Raw genomic sequence first — 17,428 nt, 5'->3', positions numbered from 1 at the left:
GCGTTCACGAGGGACCCGGCATGTGAGACGGACGCCGCCCTACCCGCGGACGGCCAAAGTCATCCACGTCGCATCCATCTTTGTCTTGATAGGGGGATTTCTTCGCCATTAGCCTGATAAGCCGTGGCCCACTACCTATGGTTCGTCATATGAGCATCGGGAATCCTGCGCTCGCCGACGTGCTCGTCCAGCATGGTGCCCCGCACCGCCTGCTCGCGGCCCTGGCCGAGGGCGGAGTCCTGGTGGCCGTGCGACCCGACCGGTCCGTCGTCCTGGGCACCACGCAGGCCGGCGACCGGGTCCTGCTCGGATACACCGGCCCTGGGACCTACGCCAGGCACCGCGGTTGCCATGCCCTGTCGGCCTGCGACGCCGACACCATTCTCGACATCCAGCGCGTCACGGGTGTGCGGGAGATCGTCATCGACGCCGCCGGGCCGGCCGCGGCCGCCGTGCCGATCGACGACCTCCAGCGGTTCCTGACCTCGACGCGCACCGGGCCGACGCCCGTCCTGTCGGGCGCCGCCCCCGCCGCCTACGCGACCGGCGCCATGGCCATGGTGTCGCGCGGTGCCCCCGCGCTCGCCCAGGTGGCGCCGCCGGCTCCCGAGGCGCCGCAGATGCCGTGGATCCCCGCGCCGCGCCCGCACCTGTCGGGCCCGATGCAGCAGGTCGATCCCGGCTACCGGCGCTGCACGCACCCCATCCTGCCCGCGCTGCGGCGCGCCATCGCGCACCTGCTGATGGACTACCCGCTGGTCCACCACGTCTGGATCTCCGAGGCCCGCACCGCCTCGGGCGTCCCCGGCATCATGCTGCACGTGAAGGTGCACATGTCGGCGGCCGAGGACGTCGTGCGCGACCTGCACCGCGGGGTGCGCGCCCGGCTGCCGCAGTTCGCGGCCAGCGGGGCGCCGATCCTCATGGCCCGCGTGGCCGACGCGCGCAGCGAGCGCCGCATGATCGAGATCGGCGCGCACGTGGTGTGCGCGAGCGTCACCGACTAGCCGTACGGGCGCCGCCTCCGGCTCGGCGGGCACGGTGGAAGTGGGCCCTACCGAACAAGGGCTCGCTCGGTTTAGATGAGGGCATGATCGCGAAGCCCTCGGGCGTGCCCACGGTGTCCAGGGGTGTGCGCCTCGGCTACGGCGTCGGTTCGTTCTGCACGGCCACGTTCAACGCCGTGCCCGGTCTGCTGCTGCTGTACTACATGACGAACTTCCTGGCCGTGCCCGCGTGGCTGGCCGGGACCGTGGTCGCCGCGCCCAAGGTCTGGGACCTGGTGATCAACCCGCTCGTCGGCCGTTGGTCGGACCGCACCACGTCGCGGCTGGGCCCCCGGCGCCCGTGGCTGCTGGCCGGCGCCTGCACGCTGCCGGTGGCGTTCTTCCTGGTCTTCGCCGGGCCGCCGCTGACCGGGCTGCAGGCCGCCCTGTACGTCGGGGCCTGCTTCATGGGCGCCGCGACGGCATACGCGCTGTTCGAGGTGCCGTACAAGGCGATGCCCGCCGAGATGACCGGCGACTACCACGAGCGGACCTCGCTGCTGCAGTGGCGGATGGTCTTCATCGGCGCCGCCACCGTGATCAGCGGCATCGTCGCCCCGGCGATCGTCAACAGCGACGGCCCCAGGGGCACCCTGGACAGCTACCGGCTGATGGCGGTGACCATCGCGGTGGTCCTGCTCGCCTCGATGCTCGGCTCCTTCTTCGGCACGGCCCGCGCCCCCATGACCGGGGCGCCGGCGCCCGACGCGGGCAGCCTGCGCGAGCAGTTCGCCGCGGCCCGGGGCGACTCCGCGTTCGTCTGGCTGCTGGGGCTGAGCTGCGCGCAGATGGCCGCGGTGAGCATGCTGCTGGCCGGCGCGCCGTACTTCGCCTCGTACATCCTGGGCGATCCCAAGGCGACGAGCACGCTGTTCGCGGTCATCGTGGGCCCCATGCTGCTGGCCATGCCCGCCTGGGTGTGGCTCGCCAAGCGGTACGACAAGCGGGGGGCGATGATCCTGGCCGGGCTGCTGTTCGGCGGCGGCACGCTGGCCGCCGCCGCCACGCCGGTCTTCGGGTCCTGGTACGCGCACGCGGCCATGCTGGTCGTGGGCATGGGGTACGCGGGCGTCCAGCTCCTGGAGTTCTCGATGCTGGCGGACGTGATCGCGGCCGACGCCGAGCGGACGGGCAAGCGGCGGGCGGGGGTGTTCACCGGGCTGTGGACGGCGATCGAGAGCGGGGTCAGCTCGTTCGGGGCGTTGCTCTTCGGCGGCGTCCTCTCGCTGGGCGGCTTCCTGGAGTCCGACGCCAGCCGGCCGGTCCGGCAGCCGGACGGCGCCGTGACCGCGATCCTCATCGGGGAGACCGCGGTCCCGGCGCTGGTGCTCTTCCTGGCGGTGCTGATGACGCTGAAGTACCGGCTCAGGCCAGGCGGCGTGCCGGCGTCCAGCGCGTCCGGGTGAACAGGCCCGCCACCAGGGCGGCCAGCAGCGGCAGCCCGAGCACGATCGCGGCGACGTAGAGCCACGGGACCGCGACGGCGTCGGGTGGTCCCACGATCGTCCAACTCCGTGAGGAGGCGGCGTAGGTCCGGGGGAAGGTCACCGCCAGCCCGGTGACCAGGCCCGCCACGAGACCCACGAGGGCCCCCGTCCCCGCGATGAATCCGGCCTGGGCCGCCACGACGAGCCGGCGCGTCCGTGGCGCGGCGCCGACGGCCGACAGCGTGTCGAGGTCGCGGCGCATGTCGGCGGCCGCGAGCCCGGTCGCGGCGAAGGTGCCGCCGAGCACCAGGACCAGGGCCAGGCCGAGGGCGGGCACGAGCACGGAGGTGTAGCTGCTGAGTCGGCCTGTCTCGGTCCATGCGCTCGCCCGCCGGTCCACCGCGGACAGGTCCCGCCGGAACCGCTCCTCGTCGGCCGGACGGTAACGGAGGTACAGCTCCCGCTCCTTCAGCGTGAAGCCCGCCTTGGTGAGCACCGCCGAGGGGACGACCGCGCCGCTCTGCCGCGCGTGGGCGCCCCGTGCCACCACGGCCGCCACCCGGAGCGGCTTGATGCGGACAGAGTCCATTTCCTGGCGTACACCGATCTCCAGCATGCCGTCGCGAACGAACCGCTCGTCGAAGACCACCGCCTTGCCCTGCGCCAGTGCCGACGCCGCGCGGGCGTCGCGCCGCCCCATCTGGAGCGCGAGCAGCCGCTCGTCTCCGATCATCACCTCTTCTCCGCCGCATGCTCCGATCCGGCACAGCTCCGGCCTCGACATGAGCAGCGGTGTCAGACCGTTGCCCTTGGCGTCGATCACCTCCTGCCCGGGGACCGCTTCCACGCCTGGAAGCCGCTCGTGGAGGGCGTCCTTGATCCTGGCCCAGGCCACGTAGTCGATCGGCTCGGACACGCCCACCCGCGTGGTCCCGACGGGCATGGGGGGTCGGTAGCGCGCCTCGTTGCTCGCGTCCGCGCTGGCGGCGCCGACGCCCACCGCGACCGCCGCCATGGTGGCGGCCATGACCGCCGCCGCCGCCGAGGCCGTTCGCATGCGGTGGCGGACGGCGTCGCGCACGGACAGCCGCGCCGGCAGGGGCAGCCTCGGGGCGAGCCGCCCCAGGAACCGGACCACCCACGGCATCAGCGCGACCAGCCCGAGCACGACCAGGACCGAGGCCATCACGATGGGCAGCGCGCCCCGGTGCACGACCAACGCCGCCGCCCCCGTCGCCCCCAGACCGAGCAGCAGCAGGACGAGCCCCAGGACGGGCCGGCCCCCACGGCCGCGGATCTCGCCCACCTCGCCTTCGCGGGCCGCCAGCACCTGGGCCGGGCTCTGCCGGGCGGCATGCACCGCCGGCACCACAGCCGCCACCAGAGCGCTGACCAGGCCCAGCGCCGCGACGCCGAGCACCTGCGCCCACGGCACGTCCAACGGCCCCAGCGAAAGCCCAGACCGCGCGACGAAGGGGGTGGCGAGCCAGGCGCCGCCGATCCCGGCGGGGACGCCGAGCAGGATGGCCGCGCCGCCGAGCACCAGGCCGTCCGCCAGCACGATCGTCCTGAGGTGGGCGGCCGACGCGCCCTGGGCGGCGATCACGGCCAGCTCCCGCCTGCGCCGCCGCAGCCCCACGGCGAAGGCCGGGCCGGCCAGCAGGACGGTCTCCATGACGACGAGGATCACGTCGGTGGCGATCCAGAGCAGCGTCTCCTCCTCCAGCCGCTGGTCCCGCATGAAGGCTCCCCTGGGCGGTTGGGGGGCCTCGATGACGGCGCGGGACGACACCCGCAGCCCCTCGGCGTTCAGCCTGCGCACGTCGGCCCACCGTAAGGGCGCGGACGTGTCGGCGAGCCAGGAGTTGGGGGCGTTGTCCCGGCTCAGGACAGCGCCGGGAAGGGCGAGGATCTCCATGTCGCCGGGCCTGTTCGGGTTCTCGGCGATGCCGACCACCCGCCGGGGCCGGTCCCATCGGGTGACCTTGAGGGTGTCGCCCACCCGGACCCCCGCATCCGCGAGCGGCGGCGTGATGGCGATCTCGTCCTGCGTGGCGGCGAACCTGCCCTCGACGAGCAGGCGAATGCCTCGCGTGAGCGGATCGCGCAGATCCCCCTCAAGGAGCCTCACCCGGTCGTAGCCGTCGGCCAGCCGCGCCTCCACCTCGTCGGCGCGGAGAGGGACCAGCCGGGCGCCGCCGACGACGGTGCGGAGCGTGTCCGTCGTCCACTGCCTCGGCTCGCGCTCCTCCGCGTCCGCCGTGTCGGTGACCGACCAGTTGTCACCGGAGGCGTCCTGGGTGATGGCGGTGGCGGATCCCACGGCGAAGATCCGCGCGTCGGCCGCGCCGAGCCGCGTGGTCAGCCCTTCGAGCGGGCTCACATCCAGCGTGCGCAAGCCGGTGAACAGGGCGCTGAAGACGAGCACCGGTAAGCCGATCATCACCATGACCAGGGCGCTGCGTCCCTTGAAGCGCAGGGCGTCCCTGCGGGAGATGCGCAGCGCGGCGGTGAAGGAGCTCATCGGGCGCTCTCCAGCCGTACGGCGGCGGCGTCCGCGATCGCGCCGTCGCGCAGGTAGACGACCCGGTCGGCCCAGCCCGCGTACCTGGGCTCGTGGGTGACCAGCAGGACCGCCGCGCCCCCGTCGCAGCGCTCCCGCAGCAGCCGCATGATCTCGTCGCCGGTCGCCGTGTCGAGCGCCCCGGTCGGCTCGTCGGCCAGCAGCAGGCTCCGCTCCCCCGCCAGCGCCCGCGCGATGGCGACCCGCTGCCGCTGGCCGCCCGACAGCTCCTCGGGGAAGCGGTCGGCGACGTCCCCCACGCCCACCTCCTCCAGAACGGCCAGCGCCTCGGCCCGCGCCTGGCCCGTGCGCACCCCGTCGAGCTCCCGGGGCAGCATCACGTTCTCGGCCGCCGTGAGCGACGGGATGAGGTTGAGGTCCTGGAAGACGTAGCCGACCTCGCGGCGGCGCAGCGCGGCCAGGTCCTTCACGGCGGCGAGATCGGTGCCGCCGATGGTCACGGTGCCGGAGGTGGGACGGTCGAGGCCGCCCGCCACATTGAGCAGCGTGGACTTGCCCGAGCCGGACGGCCCCATCACGGCGACCAGCTCGCCGCGCGAGACGTCCAGGCTCACCCCCTTCAGGGCGTGCACGTCGCCGTGGACGCGTGTCACGTCCCGCAGCTTCACCACAGTCATGCCTTCTTCTCCCTCAGAACGGCCTCGCAGTGGTCCAGCCAGCGCTGTTCCGCCTCGGCCTTGAAGATCAACGAATCGAGGACGAGCCGTTCGGCGAGCCCGCCTGACGCGGCCCGCTTGGCCCGCGTGAGTTTCTGCAGCGCCCCCATGGCGGCCATGCGCTGGGCCAGGACGACCGCGTGGACGTCCACGCTGCCCGTGGCGACGGCCATGGCGAGCTTGATGGCGAGCTCGTCCCGAGGCCGGTCGGCCTGGTCGACGGGGGTGCCGAACCATCGCTCCAGCTCCTCCCGACCGGCCTCGGTGATCGTGTAGACGGCCCGGCCCTGGTCGTCGGCGCCGCCCGGGGCGACCAGGCCGTCGCGTTCCATCCGGGAGAGCGTCGTGTAGACCTGGCCGATGTTGAGCGGCCAGGTCGCCCCTGTCGACGCCTCGAATTCCACCCGGAGCTGGTAGCCGTATCGCGGCCCCTTGCTCAGCAGTGCCAACAGTCCGTGCCTGATCGACATGAATACTGAGTATGCATACCGAGTATGCTCATCGCAAGGCGAACGCCGGAACTGCCGTGGAATCCGCGGTTTCTGGACACGGAACGCGGAGTAGGCCGATACTCGGGGCATGAGCTCGACGCATCCACCGTTTCGCGCGTCCGACGGGGAACGCGATCGCGCGATCGGCGAGCTTCGCGACCGGGCCGTGGAGGGACGCATCTCCCACGACACCTTCGTCGGCAGGGTGGACGAGGCCCTGCGCGCCCGCAGTCGCGACGAGCTCGACCGCCTGGTGGCCGACCTGCCCCGGCGCCGGTCGCTGCGGCAGCGCGTGACCGACATGGTGTCCTCGGCTTCCGACTTCACCACCGGCCTGCGCGCCGCCTGGCGCAAGCCGCGCCTGCCCCGGCTGGCGCTGCCCGACGACGACCGCGCCCGCTACGTGGTGGGCCGGGGCGCGGCGTGCGATCTCGTCCTGTCCGACCTCACCGTCTCGCGCGTGCATGCCGAGCTGCGGCGTGAGGAGGGCGGCGGGTGGATGCTGGTGGACCTCGGCTCGCTCAACGGCACGCGGCTGAACGGCTGGCGGCTCGTCGGGCCGGCCCGGGTCACGTCGGGCGACGAGATCTCCTTCGGCGACTGCGGCTTCCTGGTCACCTCCGGCCCCCCGGCCGCCTGACCCGCTGTCCGCCGCTCCACCGCTCCTCCGCTTCCGGTACGGCGTTCCGCCGCTTCCGGTACGGCGGCGAAAGATACGGATATTTGCGGATTACACGGCGTCTGCGCTGCTTGATGATCCAGGGCGAGACCCCCAGCCCTTTGGAGACTCCATGCGGCGCACCTCAGCCTCCCTCGTCGCGGGCGCGCTCGTCGCGGCCCTCGCGTGGGCGTCCAGCCCCAGCACGTCCGCGATCGCGCTCGAACCGTCGCCCGGCGTGGCCGACCTGGCCCAGGACATCAACCAGATCCTCGCCGACTCGCGGCTGACCATCGCCCGGGCCGGCGTGGTGGTCAAGAGCGCCACCACCGGCGAGGAGCTCTACTCCACCGACGCCGGCAAGCAGATGATCCCCGCCTCCAACACCAAGCTGTTCACCTCGGCCGCCGCCGCCGAGACGCTCGGCCTCGACTACCGCTTCCCCACCACGGTCCTGTCCGCCGGGCGCAAGATCGGCTCCGCGCTGACCGGCGACCTGGTGCTGCGCGGCACCGGTGACCCGACCATGCTGGCCGAGGACTACGACGCGCTGGCCGCCAAGGTCGCCGCCGCGGGCATCAAGGTCGTCAGGGGCAAGCTGGTCGCGGACGACACCTGGTTCGACTCCACGCGGCTCGGCAGTGACTGGGCGTGGGACGACGAGACGGCGTACTACGCGGCGCCGATCTCGGCGCTGACCGCCTCGCCCGACCGCGACTACGACGCCGGCTCGGTGATCGTCTCGGTGGCCGCCGACGGTGACAAGGTCAAGGTGTCGACCACCCCCGAGACCGACTACCTGAAGATCGTCAACAAGGCGACGGTCGGCTCGTCCACCGATGTCCTCATCGAGCGGCAGCACGCCGGCCGCACCGTCGTCATCACCGGCACCGTGGCGGACCCGTACCAGGAGTGGGTGGCCGTCGACGACCCGACGAGCTACGTCTCCTCGCTGTTCCGCAAGGCGCTGACCAAGCACGGCGTGCGCGTGCTCGGGCCCACCGTGACCGGCGCCGCCCCGTCCGGCGCGGCCGAGCTGGGCAAGCACGAGTCGATGCCGCTCGGCGAGCTGCTCGTGCCGTTCCTGAAGCTGAGCAACAACATGCACGCCGAGATCCTCACCAAGGCGATGGGCCGCAAGGTCTCCGGCAAGGGCACCTGGGCGGCCGGCCTCAAGGTGTCCACGGACTTCGCCAAGGCGAACGGCGTCCAGGTGATCAACATGCGTGACGGCTCCGGCCTGTCGCGGCGTGACGGCTTCTCGCCCGGCTCGATCGCGCAGCTCCTGACCGCCGTACGCGGCAAGCCGTGGTTCAAGACCTGGTACGAGGCCCTGCCCATCGCCGGCAACGCCGAGCGCTTCGTCGGCGGCACCCTGCGCAGCCGGATGCGCAACACCCCGGCCGCCGGCAACGTCCACGCCAAGACGGGCTCGCTGACCGGCGTCACGTCGCTGTCGGGGTACGTGACCAGTGCCGAGGGCGAGCCGCTGGTCTTCTCGATCATGCTCAACCAGTTCCTGTCCGGCTCGCCGAAGGACATCGAGGACAAGATCGCCATCCGCCTCGCCCAGTTCTCCCGCACCGCCACGGTGGACGCCACCGCGCAGCTCCGCCAGGCCGCGGTGGACGCCCCGGACCTCGAGTGCTCCTGGCTCAAGCCCGCCGAGTGCTGACCCGGCCCGGAACGTAGTCACCCACCCCGGCCCGAGCCTCCGTCCGCGTGACGAGGCTCGGGCCGAGGCGTTCTGGAGCGCCTCGGACGCTTTCCCCGAGACCGCAGGAAATCGCTATCTGGTGATCAGTGTTTTGACGGCGAGTTGCTCCTCCCCCGCGGGGCCGTCGAGGCGGATCGCCAGCTCCCAGACGCCGCTCATCGGGAACAGCTCGCCCACGGCCACGAAGCGGCCGGGCTCCCGCTCGGTGGCGGAGATCTCGGGTGTGGAGTGTCCCATCTCGGCCATCACCGCCGACACGGCCACGGTGTCGGCGTCGCCCTTGCTCACCTTGATCTCCACGGTGACCCGGCCGGGAGCCGGGTCCGCGATGAGGATGGTGGCGGCGTAGCGGGTGCCCGTGGTCGTCACGTCGACCGGCTCGGCGGCCGTGCTCCTGCCCACGACGAACAGCGCCACCGCCGCGACCACGAGCGTGGCCGCGGCCAGCACGTGCCACCTCCTGATCACTGGGTCTCCGATGCTGTCACGTTCACGGTCAGAGGTACGGTCACGATGCGGTCGGCGGTGGCGTACTGGATCCAGGCGAGGTAGCGGCCCGGCTCGGGGAAGCTGAAGGTGAAGCGCACCCGGGACCCCGGGGTGCCCATCTCGTGCACGTGGCCGAAGAAGTCGCCGTCCTGGCTGCGTATGAGCAGGTGGCCGGTCATGCCGAGCCAGGTCCGCACGCCGGCGGGGGTGTCCAGCTCGATCGTCGTGGGCCGGCCCGCGACGGGCGCGACGGGTTGCAGCCGCGGCGTGGCGGTCGTACCGGCCTGCGCGGCGGGTGCGCCGGCACCGCCGGGCTCCGTGGCTGTGCCGGACTTCACCGGTGCCTGGGCCGTCCCTCCGACGGTGAAATCCGCGGCGACGAGTTGCCCGCCCGAGCCCTCCCGTTCGAGCTCGGCGTGCGCCAGGTACCGGCCGGGGCGGTCGGCGCTCAGTCTGACCTCCAGGTGCCCGGGTGCCGTGCGCAGGGGGTGCACGTGGCGGAAGTAGCGTCCGTCCTCGCTGGTGACGATCACGTGGGCGAGCGCCTCGTGGTGCGCGGTGAGGTCGTCGACGGGCCGCCCGGTGGAGCCGTCGATGAGATCGGCTCGCAGGGTGAACTCCTCCCCCGCCAGCGGCCGGGCCGGGACCGTCTCCATGCGGACCTGCGCGTACGGCCGCCCCTGCGCGGTCGTGGAGGTGGGCGCGGCGCCGGCGGGCGCGGGCGGCGGCACCTGCGAGGCGAACACGACGACCATGGCGGCGACCGTCACCCCGGCCGCGGCGCCCGCGGCCAGCGCCATCGCCGGTCCGGGGCGGGCCAGTGCCCCGGTGAGCAGGCCGCCCACCAGCAGGATCGCGGCCACGAACAGGCCGCCGTAGATGAGGAAGTCGCCCGCCGACTGGCGTTCGACGAGGACGCGGAACGGGATGACGGCGACCTCGTCCCCGGCGCTCAGTCTCAGCTCGTGCGGCCCGGCCCGCTCCACCTGGAGCTGCGTGAACTGCGGGTTCGCCGTGGCCTGGGCGGTGCCGGTCACCGTGTGGCCGTCGTCGACGGAGCGGACTTCGAGACCGACGCGCAGGCCGGACACCGGCTGGTAGGCGACGACGCCGATCCGCAGCGGCCCCGGCACCCGGGTTGTTCCTTTGACCACCACGGTGACCTCGGCGCCGGCGATCGTCTGGGCGATCCGCAGGTCCGCCCCCGCCGTGACGTTGTGCGCCGCGGCGGGGGCGGCCATCGCCAGCACGAAGGCGGCGGCGAGGCACAGAACTCGGATCATGCCCGCTCGGCGTCGGCCGCGCCGGGCGGAACCGCCTCGACGCTGACTGCGCTCGGCGGTACCGGCGCGGCGGTGACCGCGTTGGGCAGGAACAGCGCCCCGAGCGCCAGCCCGATCAGCCCGGCGATGATCGGCGCGCCGGTCCACAGCTCGGGCACGGCGGGCAGGCCGCCCCCGGTGGCCGAGGCGACCCCGATGTACAGCGACCAGGTGGCGAAGGCCGACAGCCCGGCGAAGGCCCAGTACGCGGCGCGCCGCTCACCCGACGGCCGCAGCCGGCGGATCAGCAGGTCGCTCACCAACCCGGCGGCCACGAACGACAACAGGATCGGCACGTTGCGGAACGCCGTCTGGGCCCCCGGCATGAGCACCATGATCGCGTACATGACGGTCACCGAGCCGAACGGCAACATCCAGCGGCGCACCAGGAACAGCACAGGGCTGAGCATGATGACGTTGGTGACGACCATCGCGACGGCCACCCGTTCGGCGCCCGAGTCCTCCAGCATGGAGAACGCCTGGACGATCCGCTCGGGGCGGTACTGCAGGGCGTCGCCGTACGACAGGAACAGCGACACCAGCGTGGTGGCGAACGCGAGCCCGATCAGCGCGGGCAGCAGGCGGCCGAGCGAGGGCCGGGCGCCGAGGCCGGGGGCGTTCCACGCCGAGCGCAGCGGTGTCGTGATGATGAGCATCATCGTCACGATGAGGCCGAGATGTGACGGGCTGAAAAGAATGTTGATGGTCGTCTCGATGCCGAGGATGGTGTGCCACATCATGTCGGCGAATCCGAAGGCGGCGAACGCGGGAATCGCCACCAGCCCGGCGAGATAACCGGTGGGAACGGCCGCCAGCCCCTGACGGCCGGCGCGCATGTTGCGCCACACCTGCCAGATTATCCAGCCGGAGACCACGGCGAACCCGGAATAGAACACCGCGTGCCATGGCGTGAAGAAGGTCTCCAGGCCTGCCAGGTTGGTGTGCGCCCAGGCGTCGATCATCAGTCCGACCCCGAACCAGATCCCGAGCAGCGCCATCACCAGGTCTGTCCGGGGGGACACCCATCCGCGGGGTTCCCCCGTATCCACCATGAATCGCCGAATGCCGGCGGCTAATGCCACGTCATGAATCCTTTCCGTCACATCACATCTCTTTTTCGAGACATCGGGGTGGCGGTGAGAACCGCGTCATGAGCCCCAAACGGCGTTGATCCTAATGGCTGCCGGCCGCTGTGTGCCGACATGGCTTTCATGAATCTGCGGCAGTCGTAATTCCGGTCGGACGCAGAATTTCGCCGGCCGATGAACCCTGGCGGCCGGCCCGGCGGGCCCGGCCGCGCCCCCCCCGCACACGGACCGCGGCCGGGCCCCGCCCCTCTTTCCTCCGCTATGCTGCTGATCCGTAAGGTGCGGCGAGGCACGCCTGGGCGTGGTCTCGTGCCGGGACTTCCGGCCGGCACGACGTCCCCACAGCGGGTGAACGTCTGAGTCTCTCGAGAACAGAGAGTGCTTCGCCATGCCGCAAACCGGCACCGACGTCCGCGTCTCCGCCCGCTGGCGGATCTTCGCCGTCATTCTCGTCGCCGACGTCCTCGACCTGCTGAGCACGACGGTCACCAACATCGCCGCCCCGTCCGTCGTGCGCGACCTGCACGCCCCGCCCTCGCTGACGCCCTGGCTCGGCTCCACCTACGCGCTGGCGCTCGGCTCGATCCTGGTGATCGGCGGCCGGATCGGCGACCGGTACGGACAGCGACGGGCCTTCCTGACCGGCACGGCCGGGTTCGCGGCCGCGTCCCTGCTGTGCGCCCTCGCCTGGAGCCCCGAGTCGATCATCGGCGCGCGCCTGGCCCAGGGCGTGTTCGGCGCCCTGCTCATCCCGCAGGGCTTCGGCATCCTGCTGCGCGTCTTCCCGCGCGAGGAGCTGGGCCGCGTCTTCGGGCTGTTCGCGCCGCTCATGGCCGTCGGCTCGATCAGCGGCCCGGTCGTGGCCGGGCTGGTCATCCAGGCCAACCCGTTCGGGCTCGGCTGGCGCGGCATCTTCGCCGGGAACGTGCTGCTCGGCCTCGCCGTGCTGCTCGCCGGCGCGAAGGAGCTGCCGCCCGACCGGGAGCGCCGCGCCGTGGTGATCGACCCGCTCGCCGCGGTCCTGCTGATGCTGGGCGTCCTCGGCGTGCTGGGCGGCCTCGTCCAGAGCGGCGACGGCGGCTGGAGCCCGGCGACGCTGCTCGCCGTCGCCGGCGGCGCGGCCTGCCTGGCCCTGTTGGCCGTCCACCAGGTACGCGGCGGCAACCCGCTGCTGGAGCCGTCGCTGTTGCGCAACCGCGGGTTCGTCGCCGGAGTCCTGGTCGGCGCGCTGTTCTTCGCGGCCGTCTCGGGCCTGCTGTACGTCTCGTCCCTGTACCTGCAGGACGGGCAGCGGCTCGAACCGCTGACGACCGCGGGGACGATGGCGCCGCTGTCCGTCGGCATCATCGTGGCCTCGTTCTCGGCACGCGGCCTCATCACCCGGCTCGGCCGCCGGCTGGTGGCGATCGGGCTCGCGCTGACCGGCGCCGGGGTGCTCTGCTACCTGGCCGTCGTGGTGGCTCCGGGGCTGTCCACGTGGGCGCTGACGGCGCCGCTGTTCGTGTGCGGGCTGGGGATGGGCTGCTGCTTCGGCTCGATCTTCGCGGTGGCGCTCGGCGACGTCGGCGTCGACGAGTCCGGCAGCGCCGGCGGGGCGCTCAACGCCGTGCAGCAGCTCGCCAACGCGTTCGGCGCGGCCGGCGTCTCCACGGTCTTCCTGACCGTCAGCACCGGCCACGACGCGCGGTCGGGTGCGCTGCTCACACTGTGCGGCGTCCTCGGGGTGATCGTGCTCTGCGCGCTGTGCCTGCCACTGCTGCCGAGAGCCGCGGCGGCCGGCCACCACTGACGACCGGACCGCCCGGGTCGCGGGTCGCTCCCCCGGCAGGAGGTGAGCGACCCGGACCCGGGCGGGGAAGGAACCCTGATGGGAGTTCCATGACCGTGGGGGGTGGCCGGTGCACTGGCATGCCTACGCCTGGGTCGGCGACGGCGCGGAGCGCGAGCGGGAGGAGGAGCGGCGGCCCGGCTCGCCGGAGTTCGGCGCCTCGGACCTGCCGCCCATGCTGACCGGCGACTGGCTGGCCCGCCCGGCCTCCCGCATCGCCGCGACCTTCCACGAGCCCGGCCCGGCGCTGGAGTGGCTGGCCGCCCGGTACCGCCGGGCCGCGAGGTCCTTCCCCCGCCCGGACCGGGTGGGCCTGCGGGCCCGGCTCGACGGCGCCGCCGACGCGCTGCCGCGCGGGGTGGACGTGGTGTGGGGCGAGTGGCTGACGGGCGGGCGGTTCGCGAGCATCGCGATGATCTGCTGCCCGAACCGTCACACCGCGCATCCGTGCCCGATCCGCCGCCCCGCCGCCCACCGCGGCTGACCGCGGGCCCGGAGACCCGGTGACGCGGGTCAGGGGCGCTGGTCGGAGAAGCGGGCCAGGACCAGCGACTCCACCACGCCCACCACCGCGTACGCCAGGATCGACACCGCCGTGACCACCACGATGTCCGCCCACACCTCGTCGTACCGGAAGCCGCCGATGGCGCGCAGGATGCCGGCCCCGATGCCCTCGCCCGTGGCCAGCCACTCGGCGATGAGGGCGCCGATGATCGAGGCGGGCACCGAGATCCGGGCCGAGGCGAAGACGGAGGGCATGGCCGTCGGCACCGCGACCTTGCGCAGCACCGTGAGCCGCCCGCCCCCGTACGCCAGGACGAGGTCCGTGGCCTGCGGTGAGGCGGAGCGCAGCCCGAAGGCGATGTTGACCAGGGCGGGGAAGAACACCACGATCCCGCCGATGACGGCCACGCCGGCCAGGTCCCGGCCGAAGACGAGGGTGATCAGCGGTGTCATGACGACCAGCGGCACCGACCGGAGCAGCATGGCGACCGGCATGAACGTCTGCTCCACGGTCCTGAACAGCACGAACGCGACCGCCACCGCCATGGCGGCGACCATCCCGGCGGTGAAGCCGATGGCCGCGTCCCGGATCGTGACGCCGAGCGCCCCGAACACGGCGTCGCGGTGCGCGGCGGCGTCCGGGGCGAACAAATAGTCCCAGACCTGCGGTGGCCGCTTGCCGACGAGCGGGCTGATGCCGAACGCCTCCAGGAACAGCCACCACCCGGCGACCACGATGAGCACGGCGGGCGCCAGCGGCCCGACGACCCGCAGCCCGGTCCGCAGCCCGCTTCTCAGCCCGGTACGTCCCGTCACAGTGCCGACCCCGATTCCGTACGGCCGGACGACCACGGGGTGACCACCCGCGCGACCAGCGCGACCACGGCGTACCCGAGCCCGGCGACCAGCCCGGCCACCAGCGCCAGCCCCCACGTGCGGGGCACCTGGAACTGCTGCTGGGAGATCATGAGCGACACCCCGAGCCCCTGGTCGTTGCTGCCCAGGTACTCCCCGATGATCGCGCCCAGCAGCGCCGACGGGGCCGAGATCCGCAGCCCGGCGAACGTGCTCGGCAGCGCCGCGATGACCTGCACGTACCGGAGCCTGGCCAGGCGCCCGCCCCCGTACACGGTGACGAGGTCGAGGCTGGCCCGGTCGGCCGAGCGGAGCCCGAGCAGGGCGCCGATGAGCGTGGTGAAGAACACCGAGACGGCGGCGAGGAACACCACGGTGGCGGGCCCGCCGAAGACGACCAGGATGATCGGCCCGATGGCGAGCAGCGGGATGCAGTAGCTGATCACCGCGAGCTGGGTGGCCACGGCTTCCAGCCGGGGGACGAGCAGGACGAGCACGGCCACCACGACGGCCAGGCCGTTGCCCCACAGGAACCCCTGGAGGGCGGCGCCGACGGTGGCGGTGACGTTGGGGCCGTAGAAGGCCCAGCCGTCGCGGGCCATGCCGGCGAGGACCTGCCACGGGGTGGGCACCGCGCCGCCGTCCGCGAAGAGGGTCGCGGCGAGCAGCCACCAGAGGCCGATGAGGGCGACGACGCCGGCCGGCCCGTGGACCCGCCTCATGTGCCGCGCCCGAGGGGCTCGGTCCGGCCGCCGCCGAACAGCAGGGCGCTGAGGTGGTCGTGGATGGCGTGGAACTCCGGCGTGCGCATCATCTCGGGCGTGCGCGGCCGGGGCAGGTCGATCTCCACCAGCTCCACGACGCGGCCGGGGCGCGGGCTCATGACGGCCACGACGTCCGACAGGAAGATCGCCTCGCCGATGCCGTGGGTGACCATGAGCGTGGTGGCGGGCTTCTCGGTCCAGATGCGCAGGAGCTCCAGGTTGAGCCGCTGCCGGGTCATGTCGTCCAGCGCGCCGAACGGCTCGTCGAGCAGCAGCACGCTGGGCTTGACCACGAGGGCGCGGGCGATGGACACGCGCTGGCGCATGCCGCCGGACAGCTCGGCCGGCCGGGCCTTCTCGAAGCCTTCGAGCCCGACCAGCTTGACCAGGTCCTCGACGGCCCCGGGCTCGGGCCGGATCCCGGCGACCTCCAGGGGCAGCCGGATGTTGGCGGTGACGCTGCGCCACGGCAGCAGCGCCGAGTCCTGGAAGGCGATGCCGAGGTGGTGGCCGCGGCGCAGCTCCTCGGGCGTCTCGCCGTTCACGCGGATCTCCCCGGTCGTGGGCCTCTCCAGACCGGCCAGGATGCGCAGCACCGTGGACTTGCCGCACCCGGACGGGCCGAGCAGCGACAGGAACGAGCCCCTGGGCGTGCTCAGGTCGACGTCGTCGACGGCGGTCAGGCCCTTGGCGAACGTCTTGCTCAGCCCCGAGATCGCGATTCCGGTCATGAGAGCTTCAGGCTCGGGTCGGCCTTGTAGACCTCGTCCAGGATCGTCAGGTCGAACAGCTGCTCGGCCTTGACGGCGAGCCCGGCCTTGCCGAGCGAGGCGATGTTCTGCTCGATCAGCTCGGGGGTCATCGTGAACAGCCCGTTGGCCTTGGCGTCGGGGGTGACGACCAGCTCGTTCTGCATCTTGGCCTCCTCGGTCTGCTCGGCGACGTCGAGGTTGAGGTCCTTGCCGTAGGTCTTGGCGGCCATCTCGGCGGACTTGGCGGGGTTGGCGACGGCGTCCTTCCAGCCCTTGATCTCCGCGGTGAGGAACGCCTTGAGCTTGTCGCGCTCGGTGTCGATGGTCTGCTGGGTGACGGTGAACGTCTCGGCGACGAGCGGCAGGCCGTGGTCGGCGAACAGCAGGTGGGCGGCGTCCACACCCTGCATCTTCAGCCGTACGGGGCCGCTGGTGACGAAGCCGACGTAGCCGTCGAGCTGGCCGGAGGTGAGCATCGAGGGGTCGGACTGGAACGGCACGCGGGTCACACTGGCCGGGTCGATGCCGTTGGCCTTGAGCAGCGCGTTCCAGACCAGCTCGTTGGAGTCCTGGACGCCGATCCTCTTGCCGACCAGCGCCTTGGGGTCCTCGATGGGGTTCTTGGACAGGGAGACGACCGCGAAGGGGTTCTTCTGGAACGTCGCACCGACGATCTTCAGGGGGGCGCCCTGGAGGACGGCGGGCGCGGTGATGGTGGGGGCCGACAGCCCGATCCAGCACCGGCCGGTGGTCAGGCCCGACTCGACCGAGGTGCCGGAGCCGCCACCGGACAGCAGCTCGACCTGGGAGAACCCGGCCGCCTTGAAGTAGCCCTTGCTGTCGGCGAAGTACTCGCCGGCGAACTCGACGTTCTTCTTCCACGAGAGCTGGAGCTTCACCGAGCCGAGACCACCCTCGCCGCCACCGCCGCCGGTGGAGGCGGAGTTGTCGCCACAGGCGGCCAGACCGAGCGCCAACCCGGCCAGACCGGTCGTCCGCAGGAACGCGCGACGGTCGAGGGGAGCCATGATTCTCCTTGGAGCGAGGGAGGTGCGGCGGGTGAATCCGCAGGTCAGGACGGTATACATCGATTATTACCATCATGTGACGGAATTTCGGTCATCCGGTGGTGCGTCGGGCCCTCTTTGACCGCTACGGACCGCTCCGGCCGTGCACGCAGGGGAAACCGCTCCGCGCCCGGTGCCGTGCCCTGTAGGTCCCTACGAGAGCGTCCGGGCAGGTCCGTA

Annotated in this window: 16 protein-coding genes; 6 read left to right on the top strand and 10 right to left on the bottom strand. The window is 72.4% G+C overall.

Annotation, left to right across the window (positions count from 1 at the left end; translation table 11 throughout):
- Positions 1 to 149: 149 nt before the first annotated feature.
- A complete protein-coding gene (locus MTP10_RS09915; RefSeq protein WP_310708761.1) occupies positions 150 to 1,007 on the top strand; it encodes a hypothetical protein in 858 nt (285 codons plus the stop codon).
- Positions 1,008 to 1,090: 83 nt separating this feature from the next.
- Positions 1,091 to 2,452 carry an MFS transporter gene (locus MTP10_RS09910; RefSeq protein ID WP_310708760.1) on the top strand — a complete coding sequence of 454 codons (1,362 nt, stop codon included), beginning with the start codon at positions 1,091 to 1,093 and terminating at the stop codon, positions 2,450 to 2,452.
- Here MTP10_RS09910 and MTP10_RS09905 read toward each other — a convergent pair.
- Genes MTP10_RS09905 through MTP10_RS09895 form a run of 3 tightly spaced genes read right to left on the bottom strand, consistent with a single transcriptional unit; the run spans position 2,412 to position 6,183 of the window.
- Positions 2,412 to 4,997: an ABC transporter permease gene (locus MTP10_RS09905; protein ID WP_310708759.1), complete on the bottom strand. Its 2,586-nt coding sequence runs from the start codon at positions 4,995 to 4,997 to the stop codon at positions 2,412 to 2,414. The genes MTP10_RS09910 and MTP10_RS09905 overlap by 41 nt on opposite strands.
- Positions 4,994 to 5,674: an ABC transporter ATP-binding protein gene (locus MTP10_RS09900; RefSeq protein WP_310708758.1), complete on the bottom strand. Its 681-nt coding sequence runs from the start codon at positions 5,672 to 5,674 to the stop codon at positions 4,994 to 4,996. Before MTP10_RS09900 ends, MTP10_RS09905 begins: the two co-directional genes overlap by 4 nt.
- Entirely contained in the window at positions 5,671 to 6,183 is a 513-nt protein-coding gene (locus tag MTP10_RS09895) for a PadR family transcriptional regulator (RefSeq protein WP_310708757.1), read from the bottom strand. The genes MTP10_RS09900 and MTP10_RS09895 overlap by 4 nt, the downstream gene beginning before the upstream one ends.
- Before the next feature lie 109 nt (positions 6,184 to 6,292).
- Between MTP10_RS09895 and MTP10_RS09890 the strand changes: the two genes are divergently transcribed.
- Positions 6,293 to 6,844, top strand: a complete 552-nt coding sequence (locus MTP10_RS09890; RefSeq protein ID WP_310708756.1) for a DUF1707 and FHA domain-containing protein — start codon at positions 6,293 to 6,295, stop codon at positions 6,842 to 6,844.
- 151 nt (positions 6,845 to 6,995) lie between these two features.
- Positions 6,996 to 8,537 (top strand): D-alanyl-D-alanine carboxypeptidase/D-alanyl-D-alanine-endopeptidase, encoded by a 1,542-nt coding sequence (dacB, locus tag MTP10_RS09885; RefSeq protein WP_310708755.1) that lies wholly within the window; start codon positions 6,996 to 6,998, stop codon positions 8,535 to 8,537.
- Positions 8,538 to 8,651: 114 nt separating this feature from the next.
- Here dacB and MTP10_RS09880 read toward each other — a convergent pair whose 3' ends face one another.
- The 3 genes from MTP10_RS09880 to MTP10_RS09870 are packed head-to-tail and all read right to left on the bottom strand — an operon-like array spanning position 8,652 to position 11,412.
- The gene (locus MTP10_RS09880) at positions 8,652 to 9,047 is read right to left on the bottom strand and encodes a hypothetical protein (protein ID WP_310708754.1); all 396 of its coding nucleotides are present in this window, start codon (positions 9,045 to 9,047) and stop codon (positions 8,652 to 8,654) included.
- Complete coding sequence (locus MTP10_RS09875; RefSeq protein ID WP_310708753.1) at positions 9,044 to 10,351, bottom strand: hypothetical protein; 1,308 nt, start codon at positions 10,349 to 10,351, stop codon at positions 9,044 to 9,046. Before MTP10_RS09875 ends, MTP10_RS09880 begins: the two co-directional genes overlap by 4 nt.
- Entirely contained in the window at positions 10,348 to 11,412 is a 1,065-nt protein-coding gene (locus MTP10_RS09870; protein ID WP_310708752.1) for a hypothetical protein, read from the bottom strand. The genes MTP10_RS09875 and MTP10_RS09870 overlap by 4 nt, the downstream gene beginning before the upstream one ends.
- 454 nt (positions 11,413 to 11,866) lie before the next feature.
- Between MTP10_RS09870 and MTP10_RS09865 the strand changes: the two genes are divergently transcribed.
- Together MTP10_RS09865 and MTP10_RS09860 are read left to right on the top strand one after the other, a co-directional pair.
- Entirely contained in the window at positions 11,867 to 13,267 is a 1,401-nt protein-coding gene (locus MTP10_RS09865; protein ID WP_310708751.1) for an MFS transporter, read from the top strand.
- Positions 13,268 to 13,376: 109 nt separating this feature from the next.
- Positions 13,377 to 13,790 carry a hypothetical protein gene (locus MTP10_RS09860; RefSeq protein ID WP_310708750.1) on the top strand — a complete coding sequence of 138 codons (414 nt, stop codon included), beginning with the start codon at positions 13,377 to 13,379 and terminating at the stop codon, positions 13,788 to 13,790.
- Positions 13,791 to 13,819: 29 nt separating this feature from the next.
- Here the strand turns inward: MTP10_RS09860 and MTP10_RS09855 are convergent, their stop codons facing one another.
- The 4 genes from MTP10_RS09855 to MTP10_RS09840 are packed head-to-tail and all read right to left on the bottom strand — an operon-like array spanning position 13,820 to position 17,209.
- Positions 13,820 to 14,626: an ABC transporter permease subunit gene (locus tag MTP10_RS09855; protein WP_310708749.1), complete on the bottom strand. Its 807-nt coding sequence runs from the start codon at positions 14,624 to 14,626 to the stop codon at positions 13,820 to 13,822.
- Positions 14,623 to 15,387, bottom strand: a complete 765-nt coding sequence (locus tag MTP10_RS09850) for an ABC transporter permease subunit (RefSeq protein ID WP_310708748.1) — start codon at positions 15,385 to 15,387, stop codon at positions 14,623 to 14,625. The genes MTP10_RS09855 and MTP10_RS09850 overlap by 4 nt, the downstream gene beginning before the upstream one ends.
- On the bottom strand, positions 15,384 to 16,160 hold the full coding sequence (locus tag MTP10_RS09845) for an ABC transporter ATP-binding protein (protein ID WP_310708747.1): 777 nt from the start codon (positions 16,158 to 16,160) through the stop codon (positions 15,384 to 15,386). The genes MTP10_RS09850 and MTP10_RS09845 overlap by 4 nt, the downstream gene beginning before the upstream one ends.
- Positions 16,157 to 17,209 carry an ABC transporter substrate-binding protein gene (locus MTP10_RS09840; protein WP_310708746.1) on the bottom strand — a complete coding sequence of 351 codons (1,053 nt, stop codon included), beginning with the start codon at positions 17,207 to 17,209 and terminating at the stop codon, positions 16,157 to 16,159. The genes MTP10_RS09845 and MTP10_RS09840 overlap by 4 nt, the downstream gene beginning before the upstream one ends.
- Positions 17,210 to 17,428: the final 219 nt, after the last annotated feature.

The sequence above is a fragment of the Nonomuraea sp. 3-1Str genome (assembly GCF_031570565.1).
Classification (GTDB): domain Bacteria; phylum Actinomycetota; class Actinomycetes; order Streptosporangiales; family Streptosporangiaceae; genus Nonomuraea.
The sequence above is the reverse complement of the archived record's forward strand: the minus strand, read 5'-3'. Positions and strand labels throughout refer to the sequence as shown.